Here is a 13,664-nt window from a genome sequence, read left to right on the forward strand (position 1 = left end):
ATGGAACAGATGTCTATGCAAAAAAGGTTGCTTCTTGCAGCGCTTTTATCTATTGTTTTTTTTATAGTGTATGATTTTTTTATGCCAAAAAGAGTGGTGCCTGAGCAAAACCAAACTACAATGTCTCAAGCAATAGATCAAAATAAAGCTCCAAATATAAATCAAAATACTCCAAAATCAAATGAAAATTTAGCTTCAAACGAGATAATCGCTACTATCAAAGGTCAAAGCTACGAAGCAAAAATAGATAAGCTAGGAAGAATTTCAAAATTCTATCTAACTGAAGAGAAATATAAAACAGAAGATGGCAACAAAATCGAGCTTGTTTCGCAAAATCCATTGCCACTTGAGCTTAGATTTAACGATAGTATGCTAAATGCCGATGCTTTTAAGGTCGCATATAGTAGTGACGCTAGAGAGATAGATGCCAGCAGCGAGCCTAGAACCATAAAACTTACTCAAAATTTAGATGGCGTCACAATTACAAAAAATATCAAATTTTATCCAAATGGTAGATATGAAGTTGAAGTAAATTTAAGTAAAAATGTTGATTATTTCATCACTCCTGGTTTTAGACCAAATATCGCGATAGATAGCTACACAGTTCATGGCATTATGCTTAGAAACACAGACGATAGCCTAAATATCATAGAAGATGGCGATACAAAAGAGGTTAAAAACTATGCAAATACCACAATAGCAGCCGCCTCTGATAGATACTATACGACGCTATTTTACTCATTTGAAAAGCCATTTGAAGTAGCCGTAGACAAAGATTCTAACAATAATCCTATTCTTTTTGTAAAGGCAAATGATAATTTAAAATTAGGCGCATATATCGGACCAAAAGAGCATAAAATTTTAAGCTCAATGGACGAGAGACTAAACGACGTTATTGAGTATGGTTGGTTTACATTTATAGCAAAACCGATGTTTGCATTTTTAAATTTCTTGCATAACTACATTGGCAACTGGGGTTGGGCAATAGTTGTGCTAACACTTGTTATAAGGATAGTTTTATTCCCACTTACATATAAGGGTATGTTATCCATGAACAAGCTTAAAGAGCTTGCTCCAAAGGTAAAAGAGCTTCAGACAAAATATAAAGATGATAAGCAAAAAATGCAAGTTCATATGATGGAACTTTATAAAAAGCATGGCGCAAATCCAATGGGTGGATGCTTGCCGATCTTGCTTCAAATCCCAGTATTTTTTGCGATCTACCGCGTTTTACTAAATGCGATCGAGCTAAAAGGTGCTCCTTGGGTACTTTGGATACACGATCTTTCGGTAATGGATCCATATTTTGTATTACCTATTTTGATGGGTCTAACTATGTTTTTACAGCAAAAGCTTACACCAACGACATTTACTGATCCTATGCAAGAAAAGGTGATGAAATTTTTACCTCTTATATTTACATTTTTCTTCGTGACATTCCCGGCTGGTCTTACACTTTACTGGTTTGTAAATAACGTTTGCTCGGTTGTTCAGCAAGTATTTGTAAATAAACTTTTTGAAAAACATAAAAAAGCTACAGAGGTAAAGGCTTAATGAAAATAGAAGCAAATACCCTTCAAGAGGCATTTCAAAAAGCAGCCGAGCAGCTTAACTGCTCAGTAACTCAGCTTGATATAAAAGTTTTACAGCATCCAAGCAGTGGTTTTTTGGGATTTTTTAAAAGAAGTGCGATCATTGAAGCAAGTTTAGAAAATCAGCCAAAACCACAACACAAGCCAAAAAATGATAAAAATTTTGTTAAAAAAAATGATGAGAACGAGGCTATAAAAGAGGATAAAAAGCAAGCTAAAAAACACGATCATAGTGATAAAAAGCGAGGCTCTAAAAAACATAGAGATGAAAAAAGCGAAACTAAATTTGAGCAAAAAGAACATAAAAATGAAAAGTCAAATTTAAGTGAAAAAAATGAAGCTCTAGCTAAAGATGCGTTTGCTCAAAAGAGTGAAGAAGAAGCTGAACCAGGATATGTGATAAAGAGACTTGACGGGCCAAAAGAAATAAAGGAGCCACAAGCTAGTAAAAGTGCTCCTAAAAATATCCTAGATACTTCAATCATCGAAAATTTTAACCAAACTGATGAAGATAGTGCGGCTCAAGCTTTACAAAAAGAAGAAAAAGCAAGAATCGACTTTGATAAAATTTTACCTGAGATCAAAGATGGCATAAACCGTCTTTTTAAGGCAAGTTGTTTTGATATTAGTAAAATTGAAGTTAGCAAATTTGACGATGAAACGGTGCTTATAGAGCTTGATGGAGCTGATGCGGCTCTACTTATAGGTAAAGAAGGTTATAGGTATAAAGCGATATCTTATATGCTTTATAACTGGCTAAACTCAAAATACAACCTTGCTATCCGCCTTGAAATCGCGCAATTTTTGCAAAATCAAGAAGCGATGATGGATCAATATCTAAATGGCGTGATCGAGCGTGTGCAAAATAGTGGCAGAGCACAAACAAAGCCACTTGATGGTGTTTTAGTTAAAATCGCGCTTGAGAAACTTCGCGAGAAATTCCCAGATAAATATGTCGGCATAAAAAGTGGCAATGACGGCAAATTTGTCGTCGTAAATGACTTTTTCAAAAAATGAGTGAAACTATCGCAGCCCTTGCCACAGCTTATGGCATCGGCTCAGTTTCTATCGTAAGGCTTAGCGGCAAGGACGCCCTAGCTATCTCTTTAAAACTCCTTAAACTTTCAAATTTAGAGCCAAGATATGCAAAACTAGCTAAAATTTACTCCCTTGATGATGAAATTTTAGACGAGGGCATCGTTATATATTTTAAAGCTCCAGCAAGCTTTACAGGAGAGGATATCGTTGAGTTTCAAACTCATGGCGGCGTGATGGTGAGCGAGAGAATTTTAAATGAGCTAATAAAGGCTGGCGCAAGGCTTGCAATGCCTGGCGAGTTTAGCAAGCGAGCATTTTTAAATGGCAAGATGGATCTAGCTAAGGCTGAGGCTATGCAAGGGCTCATTACTTCAAAAAGCGAGATCGCTGCTAAAATTTTGACCCGCCAGATGCAAGGCGATCTTAGTAAATTTGTAAGCGAGATCAGAAGCGAAGTGGTCAAAACTCTTGCTTTTGTGGAGACGATGATTGATTATGCTGATGATGATCTGCCTGCAAATTTACTAGAGCAGACCAAGCAGATGCTTTTAAAAAATAGCGAGAAACTAGAGCGTATAGCCACACTTAGCGAGCAAAGAAGAGGGCTAATAGATGGCTTTAAGATTGCCATCGTTGGTAAGCCAAATGTTGGCAAAAGCTCCATTTTAAACTCGTTTTTGGCATACGAGAGAGCGATCGTTAGCGACGAGGCGGGCACGACCAGAGATAGGATAGAAGAAAATTTCAAGATCGGCTCACATCTAGTTCGTATAATAGATACCGCTGGCATCAGAAAAGATGCTGGAAGGATCGAGCAAATCGGCATAAACTACTCAATCTCGGCTATAAACGAGGCTGACATTATCCTGGCTGTCTTTGACGGCTCAAATCCAAGCGATGAGCAAGACAAAGATATAATTAGGCTCGTTTCTAACTCAAGTAAAAAAGCCTTTTTTATCCTAAACAAAAGTGATCTGGCGTTTAAATTTGACATAGAGCTAGAGGGCGCTATCAAAATTTCAGCAAAAACCGATACGAGCGTAGTTTTAAAAGAGCTTGAGAGCTACCTCAAGACACAAGATACCGACGAGATCATGCTAAGCTCAAACCGCCAAATTTTAAGCTGTAAAGAGGCGAGTGAGGCTTTAAAAAGAGCCTTTTTGAGACTCAGCGAAGAGGAGCTAGAAATTTTCGCTTACGAGCTAAATAGTGCAATAAAGGCGCTTGCAAGCATCACAAAGCCATTTGAGAGGAGTGAAATTTTAGACGAGATGTTTAGCCATTTTTGTTTAGGAAAATGATAGTTTTTTGGTTAAAATTTTCATTTTTTAAGGAGATACGATGAAAATTTTACTTATAAATGGCGGTAAAAAATTTGCCCACTCAGATGGCAGATTAAATCAAACACTTCACGACCTTGCGTGCGAGAAGCTCGCGAAAATGGGTTATGAGGTAAAGCAAACCGTGATAGATCATGGCTATGATATAGAGGCTGAAGTCGATAAATTTATATGGATGGACGCAGTAGTTTGGCAGATGCCAGCTTGGTGGATGGGTGAGCCTTGGATAGTTAAAAAATATATCGATGAGGTCTTTACCGCAGGTCATGGCAAGCTTTATACGAGCGATGGCAGACACAGGGTCGATCCAACTAAAAACTACGGCAAGGGTGGCTTGCTAAATGGCAAGAATTTTATGCTAAGCCTTACTTGGAATGCCCCAGCTGAGGCATTTAGCGATTCAAATGAGTTTTTTGATGCGCGTGGGATTGATGGGGTTTATTATCATTTCAGAAAGGCAAATGAGTTTTTGGGCATGAAGCCACTTTCATACTTTGTCTGCTACGATGTTATCAAGATGCCAGATGTGCCAAGATATCTAAAAGAGTACGAAGCGCATCTTGAAAAAGTTTTTAAAAATACGAAATAGAAATTTAAAATAGAAACAAAACTGCAAATATAAATAAAAGTGGCAATAAAATAGCTACGAGCTAGGTTTGAAAATTTTGCCACTTTTTATTGCTATGCTAGTTAAAATAAAACACTGGCATAAATTTTAAAATGCTAATATAAAAAGGCCTTATCAAAGTAGGCAAATTTCTCTCAATAATGCTTTATTCTACTAAATTTCAAAAGGCTTTTTAGTAACTTTTTATAAGCAAGATTGTAAAATGGCTTAAAATTCTTAAAAGGTTACATCAATGGATAAAGCTACCATACAAGCACATAAAATCAGCGACGAAGAGTATGAGGAGATCTTAAAAATTTTAGGACGCGAGCCAAATTTACTAGAGCTTGGCATATTTTCAGCGATGTGGAGCGAGCACTGCAGCTACAAATCAAGCAAAAAATACCTAAACGGCTTTCCGACAAAGGCGCCTTGGGTCATCCAAGGACCTGGTGAAAATGCCGGCGTCATCGACGTTGGAGACGGGGTTGCTGCTGTGTTTAAGATGGAGAGTCACAACCATCCAAGCTTTATCGAGCCGTTTCAGGGCGCTGCAACTGGCGTTGGTGGAATTTTAAGAGATGTCTTTACGATGGGCGCAAGAGTCGTTGCAAATATGAACTCGCTTCGTTTTGGCGAGATAAGAGGCGAAAGTGAGCTGGCTAAAAAACATAGATATCTACTAAAAGGAAGTGTTGCAGGTATCGGACACTATGGCAACTGCATGGGTATCCCAACGATCGGTGGCGAAACTACCTTTGATCCTAGCTTTAATGGCAACATCCTAATCAACGCTTTTGCGCTTGGTCTTTGCAAAAGTGATGAAATTTTCTACGGCAAGGCTGAAGGTGTGGGCAACCCAGTCATTTACGTGGGTTCAAAGACCGGTAGAGACGGACTTGGTGGCGCTGTGATGGCGAGCGATAGCTTTAACGACGAGAACAAATCGCTTCGTCCAACAGTGCAGGTGGGTGATCCATTTGCTGAGAAGCTGCTCATGGAAGCTTGCTTAGAGCTCTTTAAAAAAGACTACATCATCGGCATCCAAGATATGGGTGCAGCTGGGCTAACAAGCTCTAGCTTTGAGATGGCGGGCAGAAGCGGTAGTGGTATGAAGATGTATCTAGACTGCGTGCCGATGCGCGAAGTTGGTATGACGCCTTATGAGCTAATGCTAAGCGAATCTCAAGAGCGCATGCTAATATGTGCAAAAAAAGGCTATGAGCAAAAGGTGCTTGAAATTTTTAGAAAATGGGATCTTGATGCTGAGATCATCGGCGAGGTCACAAGTAGTGGCGTGATGCAGCTTTACTGGCATGGTGAGCTTGCAGGCGAAATCCCTATCGGCCCACTTAGCGAGGCAGCTCCGGTGCTTGATCGCCCAGTTGCACGTCCAAAATACCTTGATGAGATTGCAAATTTAAAAATTCCAAATAATGTTGATAATAAAACTGCATTTTTCAAGCTTTTAAAAGAGCCAGAGGTACTAAATAAAAGCTTTATCTACGATCAATACGACGCAAATATTCAGACAAATACTATAAAACAGCCTGGTCACTTAGGCGCTGCAAGTATTAGAGTAAAAGGCACTAAAAAGGCCGTCTCTATGGCTGCGCAGTGCGATCCTAGAGCAAATTTTGTTGATCCAAAAATAGGCGCTGCAAGAGCTGTCGCTGCAGCTGGCAGAAAGGTCGCGATGAGCGGCGCTGTGCCACTTGCGATCACCGACTGCCTAAACTACGGCAATCCGCAAAATCCAGAGGTTATGTGGCAGTTCAAAGAGGGATGTGAAGGCATAAAAGAGGCTTGCCGTGAGCTAAATACGCCAGTTGTTAGCGGCAACGTGAGCCTTTATAACGACACTGACGGCGTTAGCGTCTATCCAACGCCAGCCATCGTCACGGTTGGTGTAAATGAGGACGCAAATTTAAACCTAAAAAGCACATTTTTAAGCGAGGGTAGGGCGATTTACTTGCTTGGCGAGACAAGTGGAGAATTTGCAGCTTCTCTTTACGCAAAGGCGCTATTTAACGTGGTTGGCGGTAAGCTAAAAGAGGTTGATTATAAAGCTGAGCGAGCCCTTTGGGACCTAGTGATAGAGGCAAATAAAGAGCAAATTTTAGAGTTTGCAAATAGCGTAGGTGTGGGCGGTCTTGCTATCACGCTGGCAAAAATGGCTAGCATCTCAAACATCGGCGTAAATTGTGAATTGAAATTTAAAGAGCCAAATTTCATCTTTGATGAGAGCTTTTCAAGAGCGGTTGTAGGTGTGAAAGACGAGGCTAAATTTGAAGCGCTTGCGGCTAAATTTGGTGTGAAGTTTGAAAAGATCGGCGTTAGCGGAGGCAAGAGATTTAAGCTAAATGATATAGATGAGAGCTTAGAGGACGTAAGAGAAATTTATCTAAATGAGTTTGCAAAAATCGTAAAAAAGGAGGACTAAGAGATGTTTTCTAAAAAGGCTCAAAAAGCAAGCGGGGAAAAGGAAGTAGAGCAAAACGAGAAAAAGGGCGTGGCAAAACCGCCAGTGCTCTTTAGCGATACTCAAAATTTGATAAGTACGATCGAAAAAAGGCTAAATGCCCCTTTGATAACCTACTACAACTCAAACGCTGGTAGCGTTTGTGGCAACGATGCAAGTGCCATGTATGAAATTTTAAAGGGCAAAAAGATAGATACTGCTTATCTTTTTATAAAAAGTGATGGCGGAAGTGGTATTGCCGCTCTTAGGATCATCACTACACTTAGAAATTACTGCAAAAATTTAATAGCCCTAATACCTGCAAACTGTGCCTCGGCTGCTACTATGATGGCACTTGGCGCAAATGAGATCGTCATGGGGCCACTTGCCTATCTAACGCCTGTTGATACTTCACTAAAACACGAGCTTAGCCCGACAAACAAAGGTAATGAGCTTGTGAGCGTTTCGATGGACGAACTTAGTCGTGTGGTCAAACTTTGGAAAGAGCAAGATAAAGATAGGCCAAACGACACAAACCCTTATAATTCGCTTTATGAATATATTCATCCGCTAGTCTTTGGTGCGGTTGACCGTGCTAGCTCGCTATCGCTTAAGATTTGCACCGAGCTTCTTAGGTATCACATCGATGATGATAAAAAGATCGCAGAAATTTCTGAAAGGCTAAATGGCGACTATCCAGCTCATGAATATCCGATCCTCTTTAGAGAGGCGCACGAGATCGGCCTTCATGTAAAAAAGATGGATGATGATCTAAATGAAATGCTTCAAGAGTTAACGCTACTTTACTCTGAGATGGGTCAGCGAGCTTTTACTGACTATGACGAAAATAGCTATCACGATAACAATATCGCAAACATCATTGAAACAAATGGCAAGCAAATTTATTATCAGATAGACAAAGACTGGTTTTACCGCCCTGAAGAGCGTCGCTGGAATGTGATGAATGACGAGAGCTCTTGGCGTAAAAACGAGCTAGTAAATGGCAAAATAAAAAACACCATCTATCACTTGTGGTAATATGTCTGGAGTCCTGTTTTTACTGATATTAGGCGGTGCGATATTTCTCTTTATGAATGTCCAAATAGGTAGTAACCGCAAGAAACAAGCAGATGTAGATGAGGCTAAATTTCTAGTCTCACTGCTTGCAAAAGTAGCTAAAAGTGACGGCAGAGTTAGCGAGCTAGAGGCTAGGCTGATCACTCAAGTGCTAGATGATCTAAGCCAGAAAGTTAGCGGCGTTAGCGGCGTGCGTGAGTATCTAAAAGAGGTTTATAAGAGCCAAAAAGAAAATGTAGATAACGCCTATGAAACCGCTAGAAACTACAAGAGTGCGTTTAATCTAAACTACGATATATGTGTCGCCAGACTCACATTTTTTCTAAATTTGGCTTATATTGATGGCGAGTTTAATGCAAGCGAGCAAGCTGTCATTAGAAATATCGCTTATGGATTTGGCATTGACAAAGATACGCTTGATGAGATTATCTTTAAATTTGATAGCTTTTATGGCTCAAGATTTGAGGCAAATCCCGATGAAATGGTCCAAGAAAAAGATGCTTTTGAGGTTTTAGGACTTAGCAAAAATGCAAGTCTTGAAGAGGTAAAAGCTCGTTACAAAGAGCTTGTAAGGCAGTATCATCCTGATATCTTAATGGGTAGGGGCGAGAGTAAAGAGGTGATCGAGCGCTCAACTAAAAAGCTTCAGGAGATAAACGAGGCTTATGGGCGATTAAAAGAGAAATTTGGAGTTTAGATGAAGAAATTTATTATTTTGCTGCTAGCAGTGGCTGGCTTTTGTAATGATTTTAAAGTGGTAAATATCGATGGAAAAGAGATAAAATTTAAGCTTACGCAAAGCGAGCTTTATCAAGATCAAAGATTAGTCATCAGCAACTACGATGTTAAAGATAGCAATGTGAGCATAATATTTGTCGACAAAGATGGCAACAAGAGCGACATTATGTCAGTTCAAGCAAAAAAATTAAATGAAATTAGTGAGTATATCTTTTCGTATGATCGCGGCATAAAGGTGATGAAATTTAGCTCGAAAAAGCCGATATGCGAGGCGCTTGAGAAAGAGGAGCCTATAAATTTAAGCGTATTAGATGCGAGATATTTTGACGGCAATCAAATTTCAAGCTATGCCTTTAGCGTTGATATTGTTGGTCAAAAGCGTGAAAACTTTGTAGAGAGAAAAGACTATTATATAGATGCAGCTGCAAATGTTATGGTTACGCTAGAAGCCTTATCGATAAAGAATATCGCAAAAGATATAAAAATGGGGCAGCTTCTGCTTGCAAAAGGTATGTGTTTAACAAAAAGATAAAAATTTAATAAAGGAGAAAAAATGAGAGCATTGCTTAGCGTTAGCGATAAAGAGGGCATTGTAGAGTTTGCAAAGGGGCTAGAAGAGCTTGGCTGGCAGATACTTTCAACTGGTGGCACCTATAAACTTTTAAAGGCTGAGGGCGTCAAAGCCACTGAGGTTAGCGAATTTACGGCTTCACCTGAGATGTTTGAGGGCAGGGTAAAGACGCTTCATCCAAAGATACATGGTGGCATTTTGCATAAGCGCGACGACGCTACACACATGGCTCAGGCAAAAGAGCATGGTATCGAGGGCATAGACCTAGTTTGCGTAAATTTATATCCATTTAAAGAGACTACCATCAGAACTGATGACTTTGCTGAGATCATCGAAAATATTGATATCGGTGGCCCAGCCATGGTAAGAAGTGCTGCTAAAAATTTTAAAGACGTGCTTATAGTTACAAACGTGCTTGACTACGATGAAATTTTAAAGCGTCTAAGAGAAAAAAGCGATGATTTTGAGTTTAGAAGATCGCTAATGATAAAGGCATTCGAGCACACAGCGGCATATGATAGCATGATCGCAAACTATATGAATGATAGATTTAATGGCGGTTTTGGTGATGCTAGATTTATCGTTGGAAGCAAGGTTTTTGACACGAGATACGGAGAAAATCCACACCAAAAAGGCGCACTTTATGAGTTTGATTATTTCTTCACAAACAACTTTAGAGCCCTAAAAGGCGAGGCAAGTTTCAATAATATGACCGATATAAACGGCGCATTAATGCTTGCAACTAGCTTTGATGACGCACCAGCTGTGGCTATCATCAAGCACGCTAACCCTTGCGGTTTTGCGGTAAAAGATACATTGCTTGAGAGCTACGAGGCTGCGCTTAAGTGCGATCCGATCTCAGCATATGGCGGCGTGGTCGCTATAAATGGTACACTTGATGAAAAGCTAGCTAAAAAGATAAATGAAATTTACGTTGAGGTAATAATTGCTGCAAATGTCGATGATGCCGCGCTTAAGGTGTTTGAGAGCAAAAAACGCATCAAAATTTTCACTCAAGACAATAAATTTTTAGTTCGCTCAAATGATAAATTTGACTTTAAGCACGTTGATGGTGGATTTGTGTTTCAAGAAAGAGACTATGTAAAAGACGAAGAGCTTGAAAATATGAAGCAAATGAGTAAGAAATTTGCAACTGGTAGCGAACTAAAAGATGCTCAGATCGCGTGGAAAGTGGCTGCGCTAACGAAGAGCAACTGCGTAGTTTATGTAAAAGATGGCGCAATGGTGGCTATTGGTATGGGTATGACAAGCCGCGTTGATGCTGCTCGTGCGGCCGTGGCAAAGGCAAAAGAGCTAAAGATCGATCTAAGTGGCTGCGTACTAGCTAGTGAGGCATTCTTCCCATTTAGAGATAGTATTGATATCGCTAGTAAGGTCGGCGTAAAATGTGTCATCGAGCCAGGTGGCAGCATCAGAGATGATGAGGTGATAGAGGCTGCCAATGAGCATGGCATGTCGCTATACTTTACTGGCGTTAGACACTTTTTACACTAAAATTTAGGGGCGCCTGCCCCTTTCTTCACACTTTATAACTTTAATTTTCGTATAATCTTTCAAAAACGAAAGGAGATAGAATGAAAAAGATCTTAAAATTTATCTTAATGACGGCAGTGTTTTTTGGTCTAAATTTGATGGCAAAAGATGAGCTTATAAAGGAGCAGACGATGGCAGGGCAAAATTTAAAAGAAATTTATTTAGCAGGCGGTTGCTTTTGGGGTATGCAGGGATATTTTAAAAAGATATTTGGCGTAGTGGATACAAAGGTAGGCTACGCAAATGGCAAGAGCGAAAATACTAGCTACCGCGAGCTTCATGAGAGCGATCATGCTGAGACACTTTATGTAAAATACGACGAAAATAGAGTCGCTTTGGCTGAAATTTTGGCTCATTTTTTTAGAGTGATCGACCCGACCTCTCTAAATAAACAAGGCAATGACGTCGGTAGGCAGTATAGAAGCGGAATTTACTATGTGAGCGAAAGTGATCTGCCAACAATAGAGAGCTTTATAAAGATAGAACAAAAGAAATTTAAAGATAAGATCGTGGTTGAGGTGGCGCCACTTAAAAATTTCGTCTTAGGTGAGGAGTATCATCAAGATTATCTTGATAAAAATCCTTTTGGATATTGTCACATTGACCTAGGTTTAGCCGATAAACCGCTTTACGATGAGGCGAAATTTAAGCCGCTTAGTAAAGATGAGCTAAAGAAAAATTTAAGTAGCGAGCAGTATGCTGTGACACAAGAAGCGGCGACTGAGAGGCCGTTCAGTAGCGAGTATGATAAATTTGATCAAAAGGGCATTTATGTAGATATTACAAGTGGAAAGCCACTCTTTTCAAGTGCGGATAAATTTGATGCAGGATGTGGCTGGCCAAGCTTTACAAAGCCTATCACGACAACAGCTCTTTCATATAAAGAAGACAACTCTTTTATGATGAAAAGGGTCGAAGTTAAGTCTCAAAATAGCGATGCGCACCTTGGGCATGTTTTTGACGATGGTCCAAGCGATAAGGGTGGGCTAAGATATTGCATAAACGGTGCGAGCCTTAAATTTATACCGCTTGAAGATATGGCTAGACTTGGATACGAGGAATTTATACCTTACGTAAAATAGCTTTTGTTGAAGCAAATCAATAGTTTAAAAAGTTTAATCAGAGTATAATTCTCCAAAATTAAAAGGAGAAAAAATGAGCGATTTTTTCAAAAATGCGGAGCAATTTAGTGTTGATGGTGCAACCGTGCCATTTTATAAATTTAGTGAAAATGGTGTAAATTTTGTTGGCTTTGACTCACGTCCTTGCGTGCCGCCAGAGCCAATGGTCAATGCATTAATCGCTATTAAATTTGCTGATAAAAACACAAAAATTATGATGCTAAATCATAAATTTCCAGCTGGTCTTATACCAAAGATAGATAAGAGCTTTGACATAGAGCGTGAAGATATAGATGGTGGGGCTGTAAAGATGATTTTTAGCTTAAAAGACGGCGCAAACATAGAAGACGTAGATACGAGTCTTTGCCACTAAGATGCTTTTAAATACTTACGCACCACCATTTAAGCTAGTTGGTGGATATTTTATTGCTGGAATTTTCTTTTTAGCATTAAGTGTGCCGGCATTCTTTTATGCAGATTTTGATGCGATTAGCTCGCTAAATACAGCTGGTTTTTTGCATATATTTTTTGTTGGTTTTGTTATGAGCATTATCATCGGAGCACTTTATCAGCTAACCTCAGTCATCTTAGAAAAGCCGTTTTTTACCGCAAAAGGTGCTATTTCAAATTTGGCTATTTTTTGTCTATCATTGCTGGGCATGTGCTACGGGATGCTATTTGCTGAGGCTAAAATTTTACAAATTAGTGGAGTTTTGCTTTTTTGCTCACTTGCCTTTTTTGCTACGACTTATGCACTAAGCTTTATGGATAATGAAAAAAAGAGCTTTGCGGCCTTTGCGCTTTTTGTTTCAGCTATCTTTTTGGTAATTGGAATAACGCTTGGTTTTTGCTTACTTATGATACTTAGCGGTACGCTGATGCTTGATTTTGAGATGACACTAAAATTTCACGTTTATTTTGTACTGGGATTCGTGTTTCTTGTGATACTTGGAGCTGCTAGCGTACTCTTACCTATGTTTGCATTGGCTCATGATCTAAAATTTACACTTAGTAAAGCCTCACTAGCATGCTATATTTTGGGTGGTATCTTACTAGCTTTTAATGAAAATTTGTCTGTTTTGTCAATATGTGTGGCAGCTTTACTTTTTATAGCTCAAGCACTTTATATTTTAAAAAAGCGCGTTAGAAAGGCGTATGATTACTGGAATGTAAATATCGTACTTTCGTTGGTAGCTTTACTTGGTGCTGCTATTTTTATAGCCTTAGGCAAATTAAATTTAGCTGCATATTTTTTAATATATGGCTTTTTGTTTGCTTTTATCGTAGCTCATCTTTACAAGATTGCACCATTTCTCATATGGTATCACTATGTAGCACCTTTTGTTGGAAAGGTAAAAGTGCCACTTCTTGATGCTATGATACTAAAAAAGATAGCTTATTTTGGTATAGCTTTTAATGCTATCTCGCTTCTTTGCTATCTTCTCTCAACTTGCTTTGAACTAGAAATTTTAGTGCAAGCAGGTATGATTTTTATAGCTATTAGTATAGTTTTGCTATCGATAAATATAATAAATATTTTTAGATTTACTGGTTTTAAAGGATAA

The 13,664-nt window shown here is 39.1% G+C and carries 12 protein-coding genes; all 12 read left to right on the top strand.

The genetic code is table 11. From position 1 onward, the window contains the following. The 12 genes from yidC (at nucleotide 1) to CYO92_RS06820 (ending at nucleotide 13,664) form a co-directional block, all read left to right on the top strand. Nucleotides 1-1,554, top strand: a complete 1,554-nt coding sequence (gene yidC, locus CYO92_RS06765) for a membrane protein insertase YidC (protein ID WP_103589446.1) — start codon at nucleotides 1-3, stop codon at nucleotides 1,552-1,554. Next, a complete protein-coding gene (locus tag CYO92_RS06770) occupies nucleotides 1,554-2,609 on the top strand; it encodes a Jag N-terminal domain-containing protein (RefSeq protein ID WP_103589445.1) in 1,056 nt (351 codons plus the stop codon). The genes yidC and CYO92_RS06770 overlap by 1 nt, the downstream gene beginning before the upstream one ends. Beyond that, nucleotides 2,606-3,931, top strand: a complete 1,326-nt coding sequence (gene mnmE, locus CYO92_RS06775; protein ID WP_103589444.1) for a tRNA uridine-5-carboxymethylaminomethyl(34) synthesis GTPase MnmE — start codon at nucleotides 2,606-2,608, stop codon at nucleotides 3,929-3,931. The genes CYO92_RS06770 and mnmE overlap by 4 nt, the downstream gene beginning before the upstream one ends. Before the next feature lie 40 nt (nucleotides 3,932-3,971). Then, nucleotides 3,972-4,559, top strand: coding sequence for an NAD(P)H-dependent oxidoreductase (locus tag CYO92_RS06780; RefSeq protein ID WP_103589443.1), 588 nt, complete (start codon nucleotides 3,972-3,974; stop codon nucleotides 4,557-4,559). Between the two features lie 271 nt (nucleotides 4,560-4,830). Continuing rightward, a complete protein-coding gene (gene purL, locus CYO92_RS06785) occupies nucleotides 4,831-7,020 on the top strand; it encodes a phosphoribosylformylglycinamidine synthase subunit PurL (protein WP_103589442.1) in 2,190 nt (729 codons plus the stop codon). Nucleotides 7,021-7,023: 3 nt separating this feature from the next. Next, on the top strand, nucleotides 7,024-8,076 hold the full coding sequence (locus tag CYO92_RS06790; RefSeq protein ID WP_103589441.1) for an SDH family Clp fold serine proteinase: 1,053 nt from the start codon (nucleotides 7,024-7,026) through the stop codon (nucleotides 8,074-8,076). 1 nt (nucleotide 8,077) lies between these two features. Further along, nucleotides 8,078-8,812 carry a TerB family tellurite resistance protein gene (locus CYO92_RS06795; RefSeq protein WP_103589440.1) on the top strand — a complete coding sequence of 245 codons (735 nt, stop codon included), beginning with the start codon at nucleotides 8,078-8,080 and terminating at the stop codon, nucleotides 8,810-8,812. Next, a complete protein-coding gene (locus CYO92_RS06800; RefSeq protein ID WP_054196465.1) occupies nucleotides 8,813-9,385 on the top strand; it encodes a hypothetical protein in 573 nt (190 codons plus the stop codon). It begins immediately after the preceding gene. Between the two features lie 21 nt (nucleotides 9,386-9,406). Next, nucleotides 9,407-10,939, top strand: coding sequence for a bifunctional phosphoribosylaminoimidazolecarboxamide formyltransferase/IMP cyclohydrolase (gene purH / locus CYO92_RS06805; RefSeq protein ID WP_103589439.1), 1,533 nt, complete (start codon nucleotides 9,407-9,409; stop codon nucleotides 10,937-10,939). A gap of 80 nt (nucleotides 10,940-11,019) precedes the next feature. Beyond that, the gene (gene msrB, locus CYO92_RS06810) at nucleotides 11,020-12,060 is read left to right on the top strand and encodes a peptide-methionine (R)-S-oxide reductase MsrB (protein ID WP_103589438.1); all 1,041 of its coding nucleotides are present in this window, start codon (nucleotides 11,020-11,022) and stop codon (nucleotides 12,058-12,060) included. A gap of 73 nt (nucleotides 12,061-12,133) precedes the next feature. Further along, nucleotides 12,134-12,472 carry a hypothetical protein gene (locus CYO92_RS06815; RefSeq protein WP_103589437.1) on the top strand — a complete coding sequence of 113 codons (339 nt, stop codon included), beginning with the start codon at nucleotides 12,134-12,136 and terminating at the stop codon, nucleotides 12,470-12,472. A 1-nt stretch (nucleotide 12,473) separates the two neighbouring features. Then, entirely contained in the window at nucleotides 12,474-13,664 is a 1,191-nt protein-coding gene (locus CYO92_RS06820; RefSeq protein WP_103589436.1) for a peptidase M50, read from the top strand.

This window comes from Campylobacter concisus (genome assembly GCF_002913715.1).
In the GTDB taxonomy this organism is placed as follows: Bacteria; Campylobacterota; Campylobacteria; order Campylobacterales; family Campylobacteraceae; genus Campylobacter_A; species Campylobacter_A concisus_AG.